This window comes from Mycolicibacterium confluentis (assembly GCF_010729895.1).
GTDB lineage: Bacteria > Actinomycetota > Actinomycetes > Mycobacteriales > Mycobacteriaceae > Mycobacterium > Mycobacterium confluentis.
The window spans coordinates 5,137,875-5,160,041 of sequence record NZ_AP022612.1 but is presented as its reverse complement, the minus strand read 5'-3'; the positions used below and the strand labels follow the sequence as shown (position 1 = coordinate 5,160,041).

13 protein-coding genes are annotated in these 22,167 nt (G+C 66.6%); 9 read left to right on the top strand and 4 right to left on the bottom strand.

What is annotated here, in order from left to right; genetic code table 11:
• Positions 1–189: 189 nt before the first annotated feature.
• The 3 genes from G6N34_RS24355 (at position 190) to G6N34_RS24345 (ending at position 3,266) form a co-directional block, all read left to right on the top strand.
• The gene (locus G6N34_RS24355) at positions 190–1,002 is read left to right on the top strand and encodes a phthiotriol/phenolphthiotriol dimycocerosates methyltransferase (RefSeq protein ID WP_085152071.1); all 813 of its coding nucleotides are present in this window, start codon (positions 190–192) and stop codon (positions 1,000–1,002) included.
• Between the two features lie 212 nt (positions 1,003–1,214).
• The gene (locus tag G6N34_RS24350) at positions 1,215–1,922 is read left to right on the top strand and encodes a class I SAM-dependent methyltransferase (protein WP_085152070.1); all 708 of its coding nucleotides are present in this window, start codon (positions 1,215–1,217) and stop codon (positions 1,920–1,922) included.
• 57 nt (positions 1,923–1,979) lie between these two features.
• The gene (locus G6N34_RS24345) at positions 1,980–3,266 is read left to right on the top strand and encodes a glycosyltransferase (protein WP_085152222.1); all 1,287 of its coding nucleotides are present in this window, start codon (positions 1,980–1,982) and stop codon (positions 3,264–3,266) included.
• Here the strand turns inward: G6N34_RS24345 and G6N34_RS24340 are convergent.
• Positions 3,263–4,042: a GAP family protein gene (locus G6N34_RS24340; RefSeq protein ID WP_085152069.1), complete on the bottom strand. Its 780-nt coding sequence runs from the start codon at positions 4,040–4,042 to the stop codon at positions 3,263–3,265. The genes G6N34_RS24345 and G6N34_RS24340 overlap by 4 nt on opposite strands.
• Entirely contained in the window at positions 4,042–10,305 is a 6,264-nt protein-coding gene (gene pks2 / locus G6N34_RS24335) for a sulfolipid-1 biosynthesis phthioceranic/hydroxyphthioceranic acid synthase (protein ID WP_109788489.1), read from the bottom strand. The genes G6N34_RS24340 and pks2 overlap by 1 nt, the downstream gene beginning before the upstream one ends.
• A gap of 825 nt (positions 10,306–11,130) precedes the next feature.
• Here pks2 and htpG point away from each other — a divergent pair.
• Together htpG and G6N34_RS24325 are read left to right on the top strand one after the other, a co-directional pair.
• Complete coding sequence (htpG, locus tag G6N34_RS24330) at positions 11,131–13,068, top strand: molecular chaperone HtpG (RefSeq protein ID WP_085152067.1); 1,938 nt, start codon at positions 11,131–11,133, stop codon at positions 13,066–13,068.
• Positions 13,069–13,153: 85 nt separating this feature from the next.
• Positions 13,154–14,890, top strand: coding sequence for an AMP-binding protein (locus G6N34_RS24325; protein WP_085152066.1), 1,737 nt, complete (start codon positions 13,154–13,156; stop codon positions 14,888–14,890).
• Between the two features lie 51 nt (positions 14,891–14,941).
• Here the strand turns inward: G6N34_RS24325 and G6N34_RS24320 are convergent, their stop codons facing one another.
• Entirely contained in the window at positions 14,942–16,474 is a 1,533-nt protein-coding gene (locus G6N34_RS24320) for an MFS transporter (RefSeq protein ID WP_109788488.1), read from the bottom strand.
• Between the two features lie 143 nt (positions 16,475–16,617).
• Here G6N34_RS24320 and G6N34_RS24315 point away from each other — a divergent pair, with 143 nt between their 5' ends.
• Positions 16,618–17,280: a TetR/AcrR family transcriptional regulator gene (locus G6N34_RS24315; RefSeq protein ID WP_163645494.1), complete on the top strand. Its 663-nt coding sequence runs from the start codon at positions 16,618–16,620 to the stop codon at positions 17,278–17,280.
• A 14-nt stretch (positions 17,281–17,294) separates the two neighbouring features.
• Here G6N34_RS24315 and G6N34_RS24310 read toward each other — a convergent pair whose 3' ends face one another.
• Positions 17,295–17,759, bottom strand: a complete 465-nt coding sequence (locus tag G6N34_RS24310; protein ID WP_085152063.1) for an acyl-CoA thioesterase — start codon at positions 17,757–17,759, stop codon at positions 17,295–17,297.
• Between the two features lie 35 nt (positions 17,760–17,794).
• On the opposite strand from G6N34_RS24310, the gene G6N34_RS24305 reads away from it, so the two are divergent.
• From G6N34_RS24305 to G6N34_RS24295, 3 genes are all read left to right on the top strand, one after another.
• Positions 17,795–18,898, top strand: coding sequence for an alcohol dehydrogenase catalytic domain-containing protein (locus G6N34_RS24305; RefSeq protein WP_085152062.1), 1,104 nt, complete (start codon positions 17,795–17,797; stop codon positions 18,896–18,898).
• 71 nt (positions 18,899–18,969) lie between these two features.
• Positions 18,970–20,616 (top strand): peptide chain release factor 3, encoded by a 1,647-nt coding sequence (locus G6N34_RS24300; RefSeq protein ID WP_085152061.1) that lies wholly within the window; start codon positions 18,970–18,972, stop codon positions 20,614–20,616.
• Positions 20,617–20,643: 27 nt separating this feature from the next.
• The gene (locus tag G6N34_RS24295; protein WP_085152060.1) at positions 20,644–21,990 is read left to right on the top strand and encodes an MFS transporter; all 1,347 of its coding nucleotides are present in this window, start codon (positions 20,644–20,646) and stop codon (positions 21,988–21,990) included.
• Positions 21,991–22,167: the final 177 nt, after the last annotated feature.

Genomic DNA, 22,167 nt, shown 5'->3' with positions numbered 1-22,167 from the left:
CGCGAGACGCACGGTGAGCGGACCTCGCTCAATGTTGCTGCAGCAGCACGCATGTGCGGTAACTCGAGTTATGCAGATCCGGTGTCGGACGAGCGCTGCGCACCCGCGGAAACACTGGCATCGTGTCGAATCTGGGAGTTCGGCGTGAACACCGCTCCGTGTGGTCGATGACTTTGGAATACTGCGGCCATGGCCATCAAAGAGCGAATTAACCCCTTCGACAAAACGTTGAGGAACGAAATCGGCGAGAAGGCAATCAAGCTGACGAACAAGTACCTCTATCCGTTCGTTACAGGCCGGTTCGCTCCCGAGGATGTGGTGTTCCTGAACTACGGCTACGAAGAGGACCCGCCCCTGGGCCTGCCCTTGGAGGCCGACGATGAACCGAATCGCGAGTGCATCAATCTCTATCACCGCACGGCAGCGCAGGTTGATCTGGAGGGCAAGGGTGTGCTTGAGGTCGGGTGTGGCCACGGCGGCGGTGCGTCATACGTCAAGCGCTATCTGCGCCCGGCGTCGTACGCCGGCCTGGATCTGAATCCGGCCGGCATCGACTTCTGCCGTCGGCGGCACCTTGTGGAGGGTTTGGATTTTGTGCAGGGCGATGCGGAGGACCTGCCCTTCCCGGATGAATCATTTGATGCCGTACTCAATGTCGAGTCTTCGCACTGCTATCCACACTTCAGCACCTTCCTGACCGAGGTCGCTCGCGTCCTGCGGCCTGGCGGGCACTTCCTGTACACCGACTGCCGCGTCACCCGAAGCGTCGTCGAATGGGAGGACGACCTGGCGAATGCGCCGCTGCGGATGCTCTCCTGCGCAGACATCGAACCGCAGATCGCCCGCGGTATGAAGGCGGGCCGGGCGGGGACCGAGGCGGTGCTGTCCCGCACCATGCCGGCGTACCTGCGTGGACTGGCACGCATGCAGGCCGAGTGGGGGCAGAAGACGCTCACCAAGGGCAACCTCGCGTATCGCGTGTACTGCTTCCAGAAGGACTGATCGCCGGCCGCCGCCGTTTGCGCCACGGGCCCGATCGCGTCGACCGTGCGGGTCGCAGGCGGTCCTTGATCGGGGAAAGGTTCGCGCGCAGGATGTTTCGCCCCCCGTCGAGGCCATCGGTCGAATGTCTCGATGTCACACCCGCAGTGGATTCGCCCTATCCTTGGTTCCGGGGGACGGGGATCGGAATCTGATGCGGGGAGGAATCAGGTATGAACCGGATCAAGGCTGTCCAACGGGCGCTCGCCAGCAGGCCGAACGCGGTCTACCTCGAGATCGGCGTCGCCCAAGGGGTGGCGTTCATGCGTGTCGCGGCGGACGAGAAGATCGCCGTGGACCCAGCTTTCACGATGTCACCGCGCACGCGCCGACTCGCAGACGCCAAGGCGCGCGTCACGCACTACTTCGAGACGACCAGCGACGCTTTCTTCGCCGAGCAGGGCGCACTCCTCGAGCGAACCGGCATCGATGTCGCCCTGATCGACGGACTCCACACCAGCGAACAGGCCCTGCGCGACGTGGAGAACACGCTGCGGCACCTGCGTGACGACGGGGTGATCGTCGTCCATGACTGCAACCCGGCGCGCGCGTCGATCGCCACACCGGCGGACTCCTACACCGACTTTCGCCGGCGGAACCACTGGTGGAACGTCAACTGGAGCGGTGACGTCTGGAAGGCTGTGGTCCACCTGTGCAGCTTCCGTCCGGACCTGCAGGTGGCGGTGCTCGACTGCGATTTCGGTGTCGGTCTGGTGCGTCGAGGCGTTCCCGAGTCGATGCTGTCGTTCACCGCAGAGCAGATCGATGCGCTCAGCTACGAGGATCTGGCCGCCGACCGTGAGCACCTGCTCAACCTGAAACCCGCGGCACACCTCGACGAGTTTGTGGCGGGCCCGCCCCCACAGCGACAGGCGGGTTGATCGACACCGACAGGCGAACGCCTGGGGGGATCGCAGCGAATGGCACGGGAGCGGCCGGTGAAGTTCGTATTCGCCTCGTATGGAACGCGCGGTGACGTCGAGCCCTGCGTCGTCATCGGCCGGGAGTTGGTGCGCCGCGGCCATCAGGTGCGGCTGGCCGTGCCGCCGGACCAGGTGGGGTTCGTCGAATCTGGGGGACTGCCGGCGGTGGAGTACGGTCTGGACGTGCGGGCTCCGGTCGAGGCGGCACGCGACTTCTTCCACGCACTGACCCACAGGTTCTGGAACGTCACGGGCCTGATCAGGCTGTACCGAAACCTCTTTCGTCCGGTCCGGGAGTGCTGGACCGAGATGAATCGCACCCTGCTCGTGGTGACCGACAGCGCGGACGTGGTGATCACCGGTCCGAGCTTTCCGGAGGTCGTCGCCAATGTCGCAGAGCGCAACGCCATCTCATTGGTCGCCCTGCACTTCTATCCGCAACGGCCCAACGGCCGGTTGGTTCCCGGATTGCCGGCGCCGCTGGTGCGCTGGATGGTCGAACTCAACGATTGGCTGTATTGGCGGCTGACCAAGGGTATCGAGAACGCCCAGCGCGCCGAACTCGGCCTGGCGCCGGCGAGAACACCTGCGCCGGGCCGGTTGATCGCGCGCGGCACGCTGGAGATCCAGGCCTATGACCCGATCTGTTTCCCGGGTCTGGCCACCGAGTGGGCGCAGTGGGAGAGTCAACGCCCGTTCGTCGGGGCGCTCACCATGGAGATGGCCACCGAGGTGGACGATGAGGTGCTCAGCTGGATCGCCGCCGGTTCGGCGCCGATCCTGTTCGGGTTCGGCAGCATCCCGGTCAAGTCGCCCGCCGAGATGATGGACATGATCACCTCCGCGTGTGCGGAGTTGGGTGCGCGGGCACTGGTGGTGGCGGGATGGAGCGATATGGCCGGCCTCCGCGTCCCCGACGACGTCAAACTCGTGACCTCGGTGAGTTACGCAGCGGTCTTCCCGCAATGCCGGGCAGTGGTGCATCACGGCGGCGCCGGAACCATCCCGATCGGGCTGCGCGCCGGGGTGCCCACCCTCGCGCTGTGGTTACTGCCCGAGCAGTCCTTCTACGGTGGTCAGCTCAAGCGCCTCGGCGCCGGATACGCGCGGCGCTTCGCCAAGACCACACCCAAGACCCTGGTCAAGGACCTCACCCGGGTTCTGGAATCCGACTGCACGCAACGCGCCCGCGCGCTGGGCAGTCAGATGTCAGATGCCGCCGTCAGCTGCCGGCGCGCCGCCGACATCCTGGAGGAGTACGCCCGGCGCGATAGCCCCCAGCGGCGCCGGTCAGCCGACTAGCCCGTCAGACCCTGCGTCAACAGCACCACCCCGATCAGCAGCGTCGACACGACCACGATCCCGCGCCGGTGCCGCTGCACCCAGTCGTGCACAATCTCTAGCACCGACTTGGTCTTCACCGGCGCGAACACCGAGCACAGCAGAATGGCCTCGACCACCATGAGCGCGCCGAAGGTGAACGCGAGCGCCGCGAGGACCTGCGTCCCGACCGAGGCCCCCGAGGTGACGATCAGCGCGGTGCCCAACACGATGCCGTCCAGGGACGGCCCGCCGGTCGCCATGCCGATCACGGCCGCGACCCACAGCGACCCGCTCTCCCAGGCGGCACGGGCACGGGCCCACAGACCGCGACGACGGGATCCGCGCTCCTCGTCGGCGGCCGGACCGGTGAGGCCCGCCAACGGCGGCGGACTCGGATCCTGCACCAGCACCGCCGAGGATCCCCCGGCCGCGGCCGGCGCGGGTTCCCTGCGGCGCGACGACGCGCGAGCCATCAGGACCACCGCGATCGCCAACGCCAGCACCCCGAGACTCACCTGCACATGACGCAGCGAACCGCTGGTGGTCATGTTCGTGGTGAAGGACTCGATCGCCGGCGTGGAATGCAGCACGAACAGCGGTATCAGCATGGCCGGGATGCCCAGCGCCAGACCGCCCAGCCAGTAGGCGAAAAGGTTCGACAGCGGACGGGGCCGAGAGATCACCAACGCGACGATGGCAAGGCGTACGGGCTGGAAGGCCGTCATGAGGGCTCCGATCAGGAGCGCGCCCCACATCAGGCGGCTTCCGCCGGCGCCAGCTCGTCACACAGCTGACCCGCGAGGTCACGGATCGTCGTCGTCATGTCCTTCGGGCTGATGCGGATTCCCGTCTCGCCCTCGATGCGGGTGCGCAGTTCCAGGGCACCCAATGAGTCCATGCCGTACTCGGCGAGTGGACGGTCGGGATCGACGCTGCGTCGCAGGATCAGGCTCACGTGGTCAGAGATCAGGCGGCGCAACCGGATCGGCCACTCCTCCCGCGGCAGCTCCTCCAGCTCGGCGCGCAGTTTGGCTGTGCCCGCGCCGCTCTGGGCCGTGGAACGGAACGCCTCAGCGAAGGGGCTGTGCGCCGCGAATGCGTCCAACCAAGGGGCGTTCATGATGGGCGCATAGCCGGTGTAGGCCCGGTCGAAACGCAGCAGAGCGTCGAATGCGTAGGCGCCCTCCTCCGGGCTGATCGCCATGCCGGCGCTGTCGGCCAGGGCGGTACCCGCTCCGATCTCACCCCAGGCACCCCAGGCGATCGCGGTCGCCGGAAGCCCCTGCGCTCGACGCCACCGGGTGAACGCGTCGAGCCAGCTGTTGGCCGCGGCGTACGCACCCTGACCAGGTGACCCCACCAGAGCAGCCGCCGAGGAGAACGAGCAGAACCAGTCCAGCGGCTGATCTGTCGTCGCAGCGTGCAGGTTCCAGGCTCCCTGCACTTTCGCACCCCAATCGCGGCTGACAAGCTCGTCGGTGATGTTGGGCAGCGTTGCGTCCTCGATCACGGCCGCGGCGTGCAGCACACCCCGCAGTGGCAGCCCCGTGGCGGTGGCGGCCTCCACCAGGCGCTGTGCAGTGCCGGGTTCGACGATGTCGCCAGGCTCCACTACGACGTCCGCGCCGGTCGCCCGGATGCGATCGATCGTCTCGCCTGCCTGCGGGGTGGGCAGTGAACGGGACGACAACACGATCCGGCCGCATCCGGCCGCGGCCATCTTCTCGGCCAGGAAGAGTCCAAGTCCGCCGAGACCGCCCGTGACGAGGTAGGAGCCGTCGGCACGGAAAACGGGAACCTGATCGGGCGGCACCACCACATCGCTTGCACCGGTGCGCGGGATGTCGAGGACGAGTTTGCCGGTGTGCCTCGCGCCGCTCATCACTCGGATCGCGCTCGCGGCGTCGCTGAGCGGATAGTGCGTGCATTCCGGCATGGGCAGCAGGCCGTCCGCGGTGCGCTGGTAGACGGTCTTCAGCAGTTCGCGGATGCGACGGGGATGGCTCACCGACATCAATGCCAGGTCCACCGCGTAGAACGACAGGTTGCGGCGGAACGGGAAGAGGCCGAGTCGGGTGTCGCCGTAGATGTCTCGCTTGCCGATCTCCACGAACCGTCCACCGAATGCGAGCAGTTCGAGTCCAGCACGTTGCGCGGCCCCGGGCACCGAGTTGAGCACGATGTCCACGCCGTACCCCTCGGTGTCGAGGCGGATCTGATCGGCGAAGTCGAGCGTGCGGGAATCGTAGACATGTTCAATACCCATGTCCCGCAGCACCTGTCGGCGCTTGTTGTTACCTGCCGTCGCGAAGATCTCTGCGCCGGCGGCGCGGGCGATCGCGATCGCCGCCTGGCCGACCCCGCCGGTTCCGGAGTGGATCAGCACCTTATCCCCGGCCTGGATCCGGGCCATGTCGTTGAGTCCATGCCAGGCGGTCGCGGTGGCGATGGTGAGCGCCGCGGCCTCCGCGTAGTCCAACCCGTCCGGCACGGTGGCCGCCAAGTCGGCCTCGCAGGTGATGAACGTCCCCCAACTGCCGTCGGCGGTCAGGCCGCCGACACGGTCGCCGACTCTGTGCTCAGTCACCCCGGGCCCGACGGCGGTGACCACCCCGGCGAAATCGATCCCCAGCTGCGGGAGTCGCCCGTCGAACGCTGGGTAGCGACCGAAGGCAACCAGGACGTCGGCAAAGTTGATGCTGGACGCGTGGACTGCGACCTCGATCTGTCCCTCGGCGGGCGTAACGCGTTGGCGCGCCAGGTATTCCATCGACTCGAGGTCACCGGGAGTGCGGACGTGCAGCCGCATCCCCGCATCATCGTTGTTGATGGTGGCGGTTCGACGTTCCTCGGCGCCCAACGGGGTCGGGGTCAGTCGCGCGACATAGAACTGGCCGTCACGCCATGCGGTTTCATCTTCGTCGGAGCTCACGAGCAGTTGCTGCGCAAGCTGCTCACCACCGGTGGCGTCATCCAGATCGATCTGGGTGGCGCGCAGATGGGGATGCTCGATCGCGATCACCCGCATCAAACCCCGCAGCCCCGCCTGTTCCAGATTCAGCCGGTCATCCGGCAACACCGTCTGCGCGGACCGGGTCACGACATAGAGGCGGGGAGGTTCACCAGGGCTCTCGGGCAGTTCGCGGGCGATGCGCACCAGGTGCTGCACAGACTCGCGCCCGATCAGCGGGGACTGGTCTGCGCTGTGGCCGTTCTGCGGTCCGGTGAGGATCACCACTGTGCTCAGGCCCCCGGACCGCAGGTGGTCCTGCAGTTCCTGCGCGAGGGGGGCGGCCTCGCTCTGTTGCGGCCAGCACATCGTCGTGCAGTGCGCGCCATGGGACTTGAGTGCGTTGGTCAGTCCCGAGGCCACCGCATCGCCGGTCGGGGTGGTGCTGATCAGCAGCCAACTCCCGCCGTCGGCGTATTCGACGTCGGGCAGGTCCCGGCGCCGCCATTCGATCGTCAGGAGCCGTTCGGCCAGGACGCGGTCCTGCTGGGCCTCCTCGGAGATCCCGGTGCCCAGACGCAGTCCCTGCACCGTCAGCAGGACCGTTCCGTGCTCATCGAGAAGGTCGATGTCGGCCTCGACGCCGGAGGAGTCGGCCTTGGTCACCCGGGTGTGGCTGTACTGCACGTTGCGAGTTGGTCCGTAGGCGCGCAGCCGAGCGATGCCCAGCGGCAGACCGAGCGCACCGTCGCCCAACGCCCGGACCTTGGGATGTGATTCGACAGATTGGAAACAGGCGTCCAGAAGGGCCGGATGCACTTGGTAGGCGTCCTGTTGCGAGCGGATCTGACGCGGAAGTGCGACCTCGGCGAGCACCGAGTCCACAGTGTCGTCACCGGTGTACACCGCCCCGAGGCCGGCGAAGGCCGGACCGTACTGAAGCCCGCGCTGATCCATGCGGCTGCGCACGTCGTCGCCGTCTTCTCGGTTCTGGTGCGAGGCGACCAGGGCCGACATGTCATAGGCGGGCGGCGTTTCGTCCTCCGCCGCGCGAAGAGTGGCCACCGCCTGGCGCGTCTGCTCGCCCTCCTGTGTGGTTTCCACAGTGAATTCGGCGACGCCCCGCGCCGACAGCGAGGCCGAGGCACCGACGGTGGTCTGTTCGTCCAACAGCAGGGCACGCTCGAAATTGATGTCCCGAACCTCGACGGCCTCGCCAAGGGTGGCCCGCGCGGCGGCCAGCGCCATCTCGCAGTACGCGGCGCCGGGAAGCACCGCCACACTGCGCACCTGATGGTCTCCCAGCCATGGCTGCGCCCTAGTGCCGACTTCGCCCTGCCACACGTGCCGTTCCGGTTCCTCCTGCAGACGGACGTGTTCGCCGAGCAGAGGATGAACCGAGACCGTGCACGCCCCGTGTGCCGTCGAGTCCTGACCACCGCCGCTCAGCCAGTGGTGGCGATGCGTCCAGGTGGGCAGCGGCGCGTCGACAAGTCGGCCGCTCGGGTAGAGCACTGCGAAGTCCACCGAGGCGCCTGCGGCGTGCGTGTCTGCCACAAAATCCCGAAGTCCGTGCGGCAGTTGTTGTTCGCGACGCATACCGGCCAGTGCCGCGAGCGGTACGTCGACGTGCTGACCCGTCTGCTGCAGCGCGCGCACCAGCAGGGGGTGTGGTGACAGCTCGGCGAAGACGCGGTGCCCATCCTCGAGGGCAGCCTGGACGGCGGTCGCGAACCGCACCATGCGGCGGCAGTTGTCGGCCCAATACCGCGCGTCGAAAGACGGCTGTTCGCGAGGCTCGAACAGCGTCGCCGAATAGAAGGGGATGTCAGGAGTCAGCGGGGTGATGTCCTTGAGTGCGTCAGTGAGTTCGCCGAGGATCGGATCGACCTGTGGGGAGTGGAACGCGACATCGGTGGGGACCACGCGCGCCATCACGTCGCGCTTTTCCCATTCGGCGACGAGATCGTGAACCGTCTGCGCCGCACCGGCGACCACGGTGGACTGGGGGGAGGCCACCACGGCCACGACGACGTCCCTGATGCCGCGCGCCATCAGCTCGGAGAGCACCTGCTGCGCAGGGAGTTCCACCGATGCGGTGGCGCCGGCGCCGGCGACCTTCTTCATCAGACGGGAGCGACGGCAGACCACCCGCGCGCCGTCCTCCAGCGACAGCGCTCCGGACGCGACGGCCGCGGCGGCCTCACCGAGCGAGTGCCCGATCACCGCGGCGGGCACCACACCGTAGGACCGCAGGGTGGCGGCCAGGGCGACCTGCATCGTGAAGAGGGTCGGCTGCACCCTGTCCTGGCCCGTCACGGTGCTCGATGATGTGATGGCATCGGTGACCGAGAAGCCCGACTCCTCCGCGATCACCGACTCGGCCGCAGCGACGGTCGCCGCGAACACCGGTTCCGTTGCCAACAGTTGAGTGCCCATCGCAGCCCACTGCGAGCCCTGGCCGGAGAACACCCAGACCGGCCCGCGGTCGTCGTGCCCAACGGTGGGCTCATACGGCGTGTCACCGTCAGCCACATCGCGCAGGGCCGCGCTCAATTCTGCGCTGGTGCTCGCGATGACCGAGGTGCGCACGGGGCGGTGTGCTCGCCGCCGGGCCAGAGTGTAGGCCAGATCCGGCAGTGACACATCGTCTTTCGTGTCCAGCCAATCCGCCAATCGCCGCGCCGTGCGGCGCAGCTCGTCGGCCGAAGTCGAGGACAGCGAAAACAGCAGCGGCGCTGAGGGGTCCGCGTCTCCGGTTGCCGTGTTCGACGGAGTCGAGGTCTCAGGGGCCTGCTCCAGGATCGCGTGGACATTGGTTCCCGACACGCCGTACGCCGACACCGCCGCGCGTCGTGCCGCGCCGCCGTTCGTCGGCCAGGGGATGGTCTCCTGCGGGACGAACAGCTTGGTGTCGATCTGTGCCATCTGGTCGGGAAGACGGTTGAAGTGAAGATTCTGCGGGACGACTCCGCGCTGCAGGGCGAGCACGGCCTTCATGAGTCCGAGCGCGCCCGAGGCCGACTGCAAGTGCCCGAAGTTGGTCTTCGACGATGCCAGTGCGCAGGGGCCGTCAACGCCATAAACCTCTGCCAGGCCGGCATATTCGATCGGATCACCGGTGGGCGTGCCGGTGCCGTGCGCCTCCACCATGCCGACACTGCTCGGATCCACCTCTGCCGAAGCCAAGGCATCGCGGTACGCCGCGACCTGTGCCGTCTGGGACGGCGTCGCGATGTTGACGGTCCGACCGTCCTGGTTCGACGCTGTTCCGCGGATGACCGCCAGAATCCGGTCGTTGTCGCGCAACGCATCCGGTAACCGTTTGAGCATCACCACGGCGCAGCCCTCACCGGCCACAAACCCGTCCGCGTCGGCGTCGAAAGCGTGGCAGCGCCCGGTCGGAGACAGCATTCCCTCCGCAGAGCCTGCTGCCCATTTCCGGGGGTCCAGTGCCAGCGCGACTCCGCCGGCCAGGGCCATGTCGCTTTCGTGCTCGGACAGACTGCGGCATGCCAGGTGGATGGCCGCCAGACCCGAAGAGCACGCGGTGTCGACGGTGAGCGCGGGACCGTGCAACCCCAGCGCATAGGCGATGCGTCCGGACGCCAGGCTGAAGCTGTTGGCGATGAAGCCATAGGGCTTCTCCACCGCACCCGCATCCGCGGCCAACAGTTGGTAGTCGTTGTGCGTCAGTCCCAGGAAGACACCGGTTTTGGAGTCGACCAGCATCTCGCGATTCATGCCGGCGTGTTCCATCGCCTCCCATGAGGTCTCGAGCAGCAGCCGGTGTTGCGGATCACTCACGGTGGCTTCACGGTCACCCATCCCGAAGAACTCGGAGTCGAAGCCGGCGACGTCATCGAGGAACGCGCCCCACTTCGAGACGGACCTACCGGGTACACCCGGTTCGGGGTCGTAGAAGTCATCGGCGTCCCACCGGTCTGGTGGAATCTCGGTGACGAGGTCGTCACCTCGAACGAGGGCCTCCCACAGTCGTTCGGGTGAGTCGATCCCGCCGGGAAGGCGACAGCCCATTCCGATGACGGCAACCGCTGCCGCGGGCATTGCGCCGGTTCTGCTCGGTGGAACAGATGAATCCGGTGCGGACAGCGAATCCCGCACGCCTTCGATAGAAACCATGTCCTCCCCTTTAAACACAGCGACGCGCAAACGCCAGCTAAGTTCAATCCCCTCCCGCCCGCGACGACGACTGAAATCCGCGGAGGTGTCGAACGACTTTCCGTCCGCGGATCTCGGTGTGCGTCAGCAGGCTGACCCCTCCGCCACGGTAATTGCGTCCGGGGCCGTTGTCCCGGGATCCGGCTAATCAAGGTAGGGGTGGATAGGTCTTCTTACGGTTTGCTCACGATTACGGATGCCACGGTCGTCGACGGGGCCGTGCGGCGCGCGCGCCATGCACCGTCGGTGTCGAAGGAAACTCCGCAGGACCTGCTGTTCTACAGGGACGGAGGGTGCGATTTTCGGTGTGAGTGCTGAGTGGATCGGTTTCAAGATCAGGTGCCCTGGTTGAGGATTCGACGTTCGCAGGGCGACGGCGGGAGAGCGGCACACGAGTGACGGGATCGGCGGCCCGGTATGCGGCGACATGTCCATGCCAGCCCAAGATGCGGCGCGCTGAAAGGACCGCTCCTGACGACCGGTGGTCAGTGGCCGCAGTGTGCTCGCGAGATCGTGCGGGCAAACATGGTCGGCCACCCTTTGGGGATAGGCCAAGGCATTACCTGCGCAAGCCCCGTCCTCAGCAAGTGCGGTGTGGGAGCACCGGCGAATCTGATGCGGTGCGCTTCGGAAGACTGCGCACCCACAGATCCGGGATCGGTATCATTTCCGCGCTGTCTGTAATCGGTTGAGATCGTCGAACGGAATCACATGACTGCACATGTCGAACAGCGCGAATTCCAAGCCGAGGCGCGTCAACTTCTGGACCTCATGGTCCACTCGGTGTACTCCGACAAGGACTCGTTTCTTCGCGAGCTGATCTCGAACGCGTCCGATGCCCTCGACAAGCTTCGGCTGGAGTCGCTGAGGAACAAGGAACTGGATGTCGACACCTCCGACCTGCACATTGAGTTGGAGGTGAACAGGGACGGCCGCACTTTGGCCGTTCGGGACAACGGCATCGGGATGACCCGCGAGGACGTCGTGGACCTGATCGGCACCCTGGCCAAATCGGGAACCGCCGAGTTGCGGCAACGTTTGCGCGACGCCAAGCAGGCCTCGGAATCCGACGAGCTCATCGGTCAGTTCGGTGTGGGGTTCTACTCGACGTTCATGGTGGCCGACAGGGTTGAACTCCTCACCCGCAAGGCCGGCGAGAGCGAAGCGACTCGGTGGGTGTCCACCGGCGACGGCACGTACACCGTGGAGTCCGTCGACGACGCCCCTCAGGGCACCTCGGTGACGTTGCACCTGAAGCCCGAGGATGCCGAAGACGAACTGCACGACTACACCTCGGAGTGGAAGCTCCGGGAACTGGTGAAGAAGTACTCAGACTTCATCGCCTGGCCGATCCGGATGCAGGTGGAGCGCCGCACGCCTCCCGCCGATGAGGGTGGCGAGGAGACCGTCAGTGTCGAGACGCAGACCCTGAACTCCATGAAGGCCCTGTGGGCGAAGTCCAAAGATGAGGTCTCCGAGGACGAGTACAAGGAGTTCTACAAGCACATCGCGCACGCGTGGGACGATCCGCTCGAAGTCATCTCCATGAAGGCCGAGGGGACCTTCGAGTACCAGGCGCTGCTGTTCATCCCGTCGCATGCGCCGTTCGATCTGTTCACCAGGGACGCCGGTACCGGGGTGCACCTCTACGTCAAGCGGGTCTTCGTCACTGATGACTGCGACCAACTCATCCCCAGGTATCTGCGCTTCGTCAAGGGTGTGGTCGACGCAGAGGACGTGTCGCTCAACGTCTCCCGGGAAATTCTGCAGCAGAACCGGCAGCTCACCGCGATCCGCCGCCGCCTGACCAAGAAGGTGCTGTCGACGATCAAGACCCTGCAGTCGGAGCGGCCTCAGGACTACCGCACGCTGTGGACTCAGTTCGGCGCGGCCCTCAAAGAGGGGCTGATGTCGGACGTCGACAACCAGGACACCCTGCTGCGCATCGCGTCGTTCGCCTCCACCCGCGGCGAGGACGAGCTCACCACTCTGGCCGACTACGTCCAACGCATGCCGGAGGGCCAGACGCAGATCTTCTACGCCACCGGGCAGTCGCGCGAGCAGCTTCTCAAGTCGCCGCATCTGGAGGCGTTCAAGGCAAAGGGCTACGAGGTCCTGCTGCTGACCGACCCGGTCGACGAGGTCTGGACCGGGTCGGTGACCGAGTTCGACGGGAAACCGCTGCAATCGGTCGCCAAGGGCGAAGTGGACCTCGACACCGAGGCGGAGAAGGCCGAGCACGAGGCTGAGCGCGAGGAGCAGCAGAAGGACTTCGCCGACCTCCTGACCTGGCTGAAGGAGACTCTGACCGAGCACGTCAAAGATGTGCGACTGTCCACGCGACTGACCGAGTCGCCGGCCTGCCTGATCACCGACAACTTCGGCATCACGCCTGCGCTCGCGCGCATGTACCGGGCGTCGGGGCAGGTGGTCCCGGTCGGGAAACGCATCCTCGAACTCAATCCGAAGCACCCGCTCATCACGGGCCTACAGCAGGCCTACGCCCAGCGGGCAGATGACGACTCAGCGCTGGACGAGACCGCAGAATTGATTTACGGCACGGCCCTTCTCGCGGAGGGTGATGTGCCGGAGGATCCGGCCAGGTTCGCCAGTCTGATCGCCGACCGGTTGGCCCGCACGGTCCAGTGACGTCAGGTCCGCCTCAAAGTCGTTTGTTTAGCTAGCAAACGTCATTTCGCTTTGCGATGACGTTCGCGGCGGTACTTTGAAATGCGTGACTGAGACGTCGGTTCCGACAGTGCTGCGCGAGCGGGCGAGTATGCAGCCCAATGACACCGCGTACACGTTCGTCGACTACGACAAGGACTGGAACGGCGCCGTCGAGACGCTCACCTGGGCGCAGCTGTATCGGCGCGTGCGCAACCTGGCCAACGAACTCGGGAGACTCGTGTCGGTGGGCGACCGGGCGGTGATCCTGGCGCCGCAGGGGTTTGAGTACATCGTCGCGTTCCTCGCATCGCTGCACGCGGGAATTGTCGCAGTGCCGCTCGCGGTCCCCCAAGGCGGTGTCAGTGACGAGCGCGTCAGTTCGGTGATGGCCGACGCAGCCCCGTCGGTCGTCCTCACAACGTCGTCCGTCGTCGGTCTGATCGGCGACTATGTGAAAGCCGGCGCCGACGGACCCGCGCCCTCAGTCGTCGAGATCGACAAGGTGGACCTGGAGGCCCAACCCGGGCCCGGTCCGTCGGAGGACGACGTCCCGGAGATCGCGTACCTGCAGTACACGTCGGGATCGACGCGTACGCCCGCCGGGGTTGTCATGTCGCACAAGAACATCATGACGAACTACCAGCAGTGGGCATTCGACTTCTTCTCCGTACACGGCCGAATTCCGCCGCCGGGCACCACGATTGTGTCCTGGCTGCCCTTCTACCACGACATGGGTCTATACCTGGGAATCTGTGCGCCCGTTCTGCTCGGAGTTCCCGCAGTGCTCACGAGTCCGATGGCTTTCCTGCAGCGTCCCGCACGGTGGATGCAGCTGGCCGCGAGCAACAGCCGAACATACACGGCAGCACCGAATTTCGCGTTCGAACTGGCAGTGCGTAAAACGTCGGCGGAGGACATGGCGGGGCTGGATCTGTCCGACGTGCAGACCATCGCGACCGGCAGCGAACGGGTGAATCCGGCTGCACTGCAGCGCTTCACGCAGCACTTCGCGCAGTTCAACCTGCCCGACACTGCGATCCGGCCGTCCTACGGCCTTGCAGAGGCTGCTGTCTATGTGGCGACCCGCGCCGCTGTCGAACCGCCGGTCATCGTGCGGTTCGACGCCGACAAGCTCAGTGCCGGAACGGCGGAGCGCGCCGAAGGCCGCAGTGGCACACCGCTGGTCAGCTACGGGATGCCGCAGTCGCCGACCGTCCGCATTGTCGATCCTGAGACCCGCCACGAGTGCCCTGAGGGGGTGGTCGGCGAGATCTGGGTGCACGGTGACAACGTCGCACAGGGCTACTGGCAGAAGCCGGACGAGACTGCAGCCACATTCGGTTCCGAGATCGTCGGGTCGTCTCCGGACACTCCCGACGGAACCTGGTTGCGCACAGGTGATTCGGGTTTCGTCTTCGGCGGTGAGCTGTTCGTCGTCGCACGTATCAAGGACCTGCTGATCGTGTACGGGCGTAACCATTCGCCCGACGACCTGGAGGCAACCATCCAAGAGGTCACGCATGGGCGGTGCGTGGCGATCGCCGTCCCGGACAGTCAGACCGAGAAGCTGGTGGTGATCGCGGAAGTCAGGGATCGGGGGGAGTCGCAGGAGGCCGCTGAGAAGCTCGCCGTAGTGAAGCGGGAAGTCACGTCGGCGATCTCCAACTCGCACGGTCTGGCCATCGCGGATCTCGTTCTCGTTCCGCCTGGTTCGATTCCGATCACCACCAGCGGCAAGGTGCGCCGCTCGGCGTGCGTTGAGCAGTACCGAGGCCGCCGGTTCGCCCGCCTCGACGCCTGAGCACCGCACCGCGGCGGGTCGGCCAGCCGCGGCACGGTGCTGGGGGTCGCGTCAGTGCGCCATGACCGGTTCGGCCTCAGGATCCGCCTGCACGGGTCCGGGCGGGAACAGGAGCCCGCAGACCACTGCGCCAGCGGCGAATATCGCTGCGCCCCAAAAGAACGTCGTGGTGTAGCTCTCCATCGCGGCCATCGCCTGGTTGGCGGGATTCGGCGCCCTGCCCTGCAGGTAGTCCGACGCCGCTGCCGCGGCCAGAGCGCTGAGGACCGCGGTGCCGATCGACCCGCCAATCTGTTGGAAGGTGCTGACGGCCGCTGAGGCGACCCCGGCATCGTCGGCCTGCACTCCGGAGGTGGCGGCCGCCATCGCCGGGGCCATCACGAGGCCCAACCCGATGCCGGTGATCACCAGGCCCGGCACCACGTGCGTCAGGTAGGAGCTGTCGAAGTCCAGCAGCGTGAACAACATCAGGCCGCCGGCCGCGAACAGCATGCCCGTGAACACCGAGAGCTTCGGCCCGACCAGCGCGGTCACCTTGGCAAGCGCGGTGGCCGTCACGGCCAGGGCGGCGATCATCGGCAGGAAGGCGAAACCGGTCTGCAGCGGGCTGAACTGCTTGATCGTCGACATGTAGAAGGTGAGGAACAGCAGCACCGCGAACATTCCCGCCCCGCAGACCGCCAGCGCGGCGTAGGCGCCGCCCCTCGTCCGGTCGGCGAGGATCCGCAGTGGCAGAAGAGGATTGGCGACGTCGCGCTCGATGAGCAGGAAGATGCCGATCAGTGCGATGCCCAGCGTGATGCACGTCAGCGTGGTCATACTGGTCCAGCCCTCGGATTCGGCGTTGCCGAGGCCGTACACCAGCGCGACCAGGCCGCCGACGATGACCAGCGAACCGGGCAGGTCGATGCGTGCCCGCGTGGCGGACTTGGCCAACGACGGGATCAGGACAATCGTGCCCACGACGGCGGCCAGCGCCAGCGGAGCATTCACGTACAGGCACCACCGCCAGGACAGGTACTCGGTCAACGCGCCGCCGAGGATCAGGCCGATCGCGCCGCCACCTCCGGAGATGGCCCCGAAGACGCCGAAGGCCTTCGCCCGCTCGTCCTTTTCCGTGAAGGTGACGGTCAGAAGGGACAGTGCTGCCGGTGCCAGCATCGCTCCGAAGACACCCTGCAGCGCGCGGGCAGTGACGAGCACCTCGAAGCTGCCTGCCGCGCCGCCGAGGGCGGAGGCGGACGCGAACCCGATCAAGCCGATGAGGAACATCGGTTTGCGGCCGACGAGGTCGCCGAGTCGGCCGCCCAGCAGCAGCAGTGAGCCGAAGGCCAGCGCGTACGCGGTGATGAGCCACTGCCTGGCGTCGTCGGAGAAGCCGAGATCCTGCTGGGCCGACGGAAGCGCGATGTTCACGATCGTGGCGTCCAGCACCACGACCAGCTGGGCCAGCGCGATGACGCCCAGGATCAGCCAGCGCGAGCCACCCCCGTAGATACGGCTCGAACTGGCCGCGGGCCTCCGATGCCGCCCGGACTCGGGGGAGCGGGTCTCGGTGGGTGGCGTTCTCTGCAATGTGGTCACGGGATCTCCCAAACGGAAAAGTAATTCCGTTTCAGGGTAGGCTATCCGGAAAGCGGATTCCATTTCAGTGAGTGGGGGAAAACGTGGCGTTGGACACAGCGCGCAGCGACGGACACACATGCGCGGTTTCGTATCCTTACGGCGTGCCCCGCTCCGAATCCCCCGCTGACCAGGAGGGAAAGGCGCTCCGGCGGGACGCCGCCCGCAACCGGCAGCGCGTCCTGGACGCCGCGAGCGAGGCGTTCGCCGAGGAGGGGTTGGAGGTCGGCTACGACGTGATCGCGCGGCGCGCCGGTGTCGGCGTCGGGACGGTGTACCGCCGGTTTCCGGAGCGGGCCGAACTCGTCATCGCGTTGTTCGAGTCTCGGGTGGAGACGCTGGTCGCCCTTTCTGACGAGGCCCTGGAGAAGCCTGACGGGTGGAGTGGCCTGCGGTGGTTTCTCGAGAAGGCCCTCGAGATGCAGGTCGACAATCGCGGACTGCAGGAGTTGGTCGCCGGCACCGCATTCCGCGACGAGCGTCTGGTCCGGGTGCGCCGCCGGATCGAACCGGCAGTGAAGAGCCTGCTGGATCGCGCGAAACGTGAGCGCGCCGTCCGCGCCGACATCGAACCCCTGGACATCGGTGCGCTCATGATGGTGGTCAGCACCATGCACACTCCCGGTCAGCCCCAACTGTGGCGGCGCTACCTGGAATTGGTCCTCGACGCGTTGGAACCGCGCCCGGACGGGGCAGCACCGCTGCCGCTGCGCGCCCCCACCGAGGAGGAGATGGAAGACCTCGCGGTCAGCATGCGCAAGGCGTGACCGGCGTCGGCGAATCATCCAGGGGTCTGCGCACTTTCGAGCAGCGACCGGATCTCGTCGGGGATCGGCACCGGCCTACGGGTCGTGCGGTCGACGTACACATGCACCCAGTGGCCGACGGCCGCGACCGGATGATCGCCTACGCCGATCTGATCGTGCGGGGTCTGGAACGCCGCGAGCCGGTAGGTGACGCTGCTGCGGCCCAACCGTGCGACGCCCAACCCCACGGCCAGCGGATCGGGGAACTTCAGCTCGGCGTAGTACCGGCATCCGGACTCAGCCACGACGCCCAGCCACGGCGCGGTCACCGGATCGGTCCCCGTGACGGTGTTGATCCACGCGTTGATCGCGGTGTCGAACATCTCGTAGTACACCGCGTTGTTGAGGTGACCGAACATGTCGTTGTCGGTCCAACGGGTCAGCACCGGCCAGTGCACCGGGAAATCACCGCTTCGCAGCGACCGTTCGTCATTCGTCATGGCGTCGAGTGTGGCAGTCGAGGCAAGCTGGCCTCATGAAGATCCGTGGGGCCGTACTCGAACAGATCGGCCTGCCACGTCCGTACGGCATCACCGAACCGCTGACAATCGCCGAACTCGACCTCGCGCCGCCCGGTCCCGACGAGGTGTTGGTGCGGATCGAGGCAGCCGGGCTGTGCCACTCGGATCTTTCCGTGATCGACGGCAACCGCGTCCGACCGGTGCCGATGTTGCTCGGGCACGAGGCGGCCGGGATCATCGAACGGGTCGGGCGTGATTGTGACCTCACGGTGGGCCAGCGGGTGGTGTTGACCTTCCTGCCGCGCTGCGGACAGTGCGCTGGGTGCGCGACTGGAGGCCGCGCGCCGTGCCTGCCCGGAAGCGCCGCCAACGGAGCGGGCACCCTGATGGACGGCGACATCCGACTGAGCCGCGACGGTGCGCCTGTCTTCCATCACCTGGGAGTCTCGGGCTTCGCCAGCCACGCCGTCGTCGACCGCCGCTCGGTGGTGCCCGTCGACGCGGACGTTCCGCCGGTCGTCGCGTCGCTGCTGGGGTGCGCCGTCCTGACCGGCGGCGGAGCGGTGCTCAACGCGGGTCAGCCACTTCCCGGGCAGACAGTCGCGGTCGTGGGCCTCGGCGGGGTCGGGATGGCCGCGCTGATGACGGCCCTCGCCCACGACGGCGTCCACGTGGTCGGCGTCGACCCCGTGATGGACAAACTCGAGCGCGCCCGCGCACTGGGAGTTCCCGACGCCTACACCCCCGAAGAGGCCACCGATCGTCGACTGGAGGCCGACGTCGTCATCGAGGCCGCGGGCCATCCCGCCGCGCTGGACACCGCGATCGCCCTGACGGCACCCGGTGGGCGCACCATCACCGTCGGCCTCCCGCGACCCGATGCCCAGATCAGCCTGTCACCGCTGAGCCTGGTTGCCGAGGGGCGCTCGCTGATCGGAAGCTATCTGGGATCGTCGGTCCCCGTCCGAGACATCCCCCGTTTCGTGGAGCTGTGGCGCGACGGACGGCTTCCCGTGGAGTCCCTGGTGTCGTCGACGATCACGCTCGAACAGGTCAACGCCGGCATGGACGCGCTCGCCGACGGTACGGCCGTGCGGCAGATCATCGAGTTCTCTTAGCCACATTCCCGGGGCCCTGAGCAGCCGCGATTACCGCATGGGCGGCTTGGGCCAATACAGTCGATGATGCTATGACCGATACCGCTCCAGGCGTGTCCGCAGTGGCCGCCGGGCCCCATGCAGACCGAATTTCCGCAGAAGCGCGACGTCGCCGTACGTTCGCCGTGATCAGCCACCCCGACGCCGGCAAGTCCACGCTGACCGAGGCCCTGGTCCTGCACGCGAAGGCCATCACCGAGGCAGGTGCCATCCACGGCAAGGCCGGACGACGTTCGACGGTGTCGGACTGGATGGAGATGGAGAAGGCGCGCGGTATCTCCATCACCTCGACAGCGATGCAGTTCCCGTACCAGACCAACACCGGTGAGACCTGCATCGTCAACCTGCTCGACACCCCAGGCCACGCCGACTTCTCCGAGGACACCTACCGCGTGCTGACCGCGGTCGACTCCGCGGTGATGCTCATCGACGCCGCCAAGGGCCTCGAGCCGCAGACCCTCAAGCTGTTCGAAGTGTGCCGTCTGCGCCGGATTCCGATCATCACCGTGGTCAACAAATGGGACCGCCCCGGCCGCCACGCGCTGGAACTGATGGACGAGATCCAGGCGCGCATCGGGCTGCGGCCCACGCCGCTGACCTGGCCCGTCGGCATCGCCGGCGACTTCAAGGGCGTCCTTGACCGGCGCGCCGGAAATTTCATCCGGTTCACCCGCACCGCGGGCGGCGCGACCGCCGCACCCGAGGAGCACATCGACCCCTCGCGGGCGCACGAGGCCGCGGGCATCGACTGGGACACCGCCGTCGAGGAGTCCGAACTGCTCAGCGCCGACGGCGCCGACTTCGATGCGGAGACCTTCTTCAACTGCACCTCCACGCCGGTCCTGTTCACCTCCGCGGCGCTGAACTTCGGCGTCAACCAGTTGCTGGACGTGCTGGCCCAGCTTGCGCCGTCGCCGAACGGACAACTCGACGTCGACGGCAACCGGCGCGAGGCGTCCGCCCCGTTCAGCGCGTTCGTGTTCAAAGTCCAGGCCGGCATGGACTCCAACCACCGCGACCGCATCGCCTACGCCCGGGTGTGCTCGGGCACGTTCGAACGTGGCGAGGTCCTGACCCACGCCGCCACCGGAAAGCCATTCGTCACGAAGTACGCACAGTCGGTGTTCGGCCAGCAGCGCTCGACCCTGGACACGGCCTGGCCCGGGGATGTCATCGGCCTGGCCAACGCGGCCGCGCTGCGCCCGGGCGACACGCTCTACCGCGACATTCCCGTGCAGTACCCGCCCATTCCGAGCTTCTCGCCCGAGCATTTCGCCGTGGCGCGCGGCACCGACCCCAGCAAGCACAAGCAGTTCCGCAAGGGCATCGCGCAGCTTGAGCAGGAGGGCGTCGTCCAGGTTCTGCGCTCGGATCGCCGCGGTGAGCAGGCACCGGTGTTCGCGGCCGTCGGGCCGATGCAGTTCGAAGTGGCCAGTCATCGGATGGCCGCAGAACTCAGCGCACCGATCCAGTTGGAGCCGCTTCCGTATCAGGTGGCCCGCGCCGTCGTCGATCCGGCGGACGTGGAGTTCCTGCAGCGACAGCCGTCCTGCGAAGTGTTCACCCGAACCGACGGCGTCATCCTCGCGGTGTTCTCCACGAAGTGGCGCCTTGAGGGGTTCCAGCGGGACAACCCCAAGGTGCAGTTGGAGTCCTTGGTCGCGGCTGGCGACGACTGAGCGCTCTGGATCCGTTACCTTCGCTAAATGACCGACACGGCTCCGGCCCCCACGCACGCCCCGACGAGCACCCGCCGTGCGGTGCTCAACACCATGAAGGGGTCGGCGGGCAACCTCGTCGAGTGGTACGACGTCTACGTCTACACGGTGTTCGCCAGCTACTTCGAGGCACAGTTCTTCGATAAGGCCGACACCAACTCCACGTTCTACATCTACGCGATCTTCGCCGTGACGTTCATCATGCGCCCCGTCGGCTCCTGGTTCTTCGGGCGCTTCGCCGACCGGCGTGGCCGAAAGTCCGCGCTGATGGTGTCGATCACCGTCATGTCGATGTGCTCGTTCATCGTGGCGATCATGCCCACGCGCGACACCATCGGGTGGTGGGCCGCGGTGATTCTCGTGATTGCCCGTCTCGTACAGGGTTTCGCCACCGGCGGAGAGTACGGCACGTCAGCGACGTACATGTCGGAGGCGGCCACCGCCAACCGGCGTGGGTTCCTCTCGTCGTTCCAATACGTCACGCTCGTCGGCGGCCATGTTCTCGCACAGTTCACTCTGCTGATCGCATTGCACTTCCTCGATAACGACGCGCTGCACGAATGGGGTTGGCGGATAGGGTTCTTCATCGGTGGCATCGCGGCGCTGGTGGTGCTGTGGATTCGCCGCTCGATGGATGAGTCGCTGAGCGAATCACACCTCGAGGCCATCCGGTCGGGTGCCGACCGCAACGCCGGGTCGCTGAAGACCCTGTTCGGCATCCATTGGCGGCCGCTGCTGCTGGTCTTCCTCATCACCGCGGGCGGGACCGTCGCGTTCTACACCTACAGCGTCAATGCCCCCGCGATCGTGAAGTCGACCTTCGGGTCCGACGGAGCGATGACCGCGACGTGGGTCAACCTGGCGGGCCTGATCTTCCTGATGCTCCTGCAACCGCTCGGTGGTCTGCTCAGTGACCGGGTGGGTCGGAAGGTGCTGCTGGTGTTCTTCGGCATCGGCGGTGTGCTCTACACCTACGTCCTGCTCACCTACCTGCCCAAGGCGACGTCGGCGCTCACGGCGTTGGCGCTGCTGGCGGTCGGCTACGTCATCCTCACTGGCTACACCTCGGTAAACGCGATCGTGAAGGCCGAGCTGTTCCCCGCCGAGATCCGCGCGCTCGGAGTGGGATTGGGCTACGCGCTGGCCAACTCGGTGTTCGGCGGCACCGCACCGATGCTGTACCAGGCGTCCAAGCCCGACCACACCATGCTGTTCATCGTCTACGTCACGGTGATCATCGGGGTGAGCCTGCTGGTGTACATCTTCGGGTTGAAGAACAAGGGCATCACGGTGCTCGACCGAGAACAGGGAAGTGCCTGGGCCCGCTCCCAGTGACCTGTGGAACCGGCGCTGAGCGCCGCTGACGCTCCACAGCTCGCGCGGATAGGAATCGCGTCGATTTCATCCCTCCCGCGCTGAACGTCTGTGCCGCATGATGGTGGCCATGAGTACCCGCGGCGATAGTTGTTGTCCGCCAACCGTTCTGTCTGAGTAGCCTTCTCGCGCGCTCAA

What these genes read in the sequence shown, in the direction of transcription:
- G6N34_RS24355 (WP_085152071.1), top strand. Translation starts at nt 190, where the DNA reads ATGGCCATCAAAGAGCGAATTAACCCCTTCGACAAAACGTTGAGGAAC.
- G6N34_RS24350 (WP_085152070.1), top strand. Translation starts at nt 1,215, where the DNA reads ATGAACCGGATCAAGGCTGTCCAACGGGCGCTCGCCAGCAGGCCGAAC.
- G6N34_RS24340 (WP_085152069.1), bottom strand. Translation starts at nt 4,042, where the DNA reads ATGTGGGGCGCGCTCCTGATCGGAGCCCTCATGACGGCCTTCCAGCCC.
- pks2 (WP_109788489.1), bottom strand. Translation starts at nt 10,305, where the DNA reads ATGCCCGCGGCAGCGGTTGCCGTCATCGGAATGGGCTGTCGCCTTCCC.
- htpG (WP_085152067.1), top strand. Translation starts at nt 11,131, where the DNA reads ATGACTGCACATGTCGAACAGCGCGAATTCCAAGCCGAGGCGCGTCAA.
- G6N34_RS24310 (WP_085152063.1), bottom strand. Translation starts at nt 17,759, where the DNA reads ATGACGAATGACGAACGGTCGCTGCGAAGCGGTGATTTCCCGGTGCAC.
- G6N34_RS24305 (WP_085152062.1), top strand. Translation starts at nt 17,795, where the DNA reads ATGAAGATCCGTGGGGCCGTACTCGAACAGATCGGCCTGCCACGTCCG.
- G6N34_RS24300 (WP_085152061.1), top strand. Translation starts at nt 18,970, where the DNA reads ATGACCGATACCGCTCCAGGCGTGTCCGCAGTGGCCGCCGGGCCCCAT.
- G6N34_RS24295 (WP_085152060.1), top strand. Translation starts at nt 20,644, where the DNA reads ATGACCGACACGGCTCCGGCCCCCACGCACGCCCCGACGAGCACCCGC.